This is a genomic window from Hydrogenophaga intermedia (genome assembly GCF_023715105.1).
Lineage (GTDB): Bacteria > Pseudomonadota > Gammaproteobacteria > Burkholderiales > Burkholderiaceae_C > Hydrogenophaga > Hydrogenophaga intermedia_A.
In genome coordinates, this window is the sequence record NZ_JAMBNO010000109.1 from 1 (window position 1) to 440 (window position 440).

A 440-nucleotide genomic window follows, 5' to 3' on the forward strand; every position below is an offset into this window, starting at 1 on the left:
TGGGGTTAGGCACACAATGTCGACTATCCTCCATGAGCAAGGTTTCAACAGTACATGGATTGAAATCCAATTGGCTCATGTGGATGAAAATACTATCCGTGGTACCTATAATCATGCATTATATTTGTCAATGCGGAAAAATATGCTGGCATGGCATTCCGATTTTAAATTTAACCATTAGGACTGCGCGTGTTTTATATAACGCGCAGCCTATTAATTTATTCACAGCAAATCTATCTGTTAAGAGAAGATAATGAATAATTCAATTGAGGCAGTATTATTTGATCTTGATAACACTCTGGTCAATACAAATTCTTTAAAGGAATACAGAGAGGGGCCAAAGGAAAAGAGGCTTACTCAGGATGAATTGAATACAACAAAATTATACCCTAAAACAAAAACAGTTTTAGAATCCTTTAAAGACTCGAATGTTTTGATGG

Annotated in this window: 1 protein-coding gene and 1 pseudogene; both read left to right on the top strand. The window is 35.5% G+C overall.

Annotation, left to right across the window (positions count from 1 at the left end; translation table 11 throughout):
• Positions 1–181 (top strand): annotated as a pseudogene (locus tag M3149_RS22795) (integrase); the annotation flags it as partial.
• Between the two features lie 72 nt (positions 182–253).
• The coding region (locus M3149_RS22800; protein ID WP_251711632.1) for a hypothetical protein at positions 254–440 on the top strand (187 nt) is incomplete at its 3' end.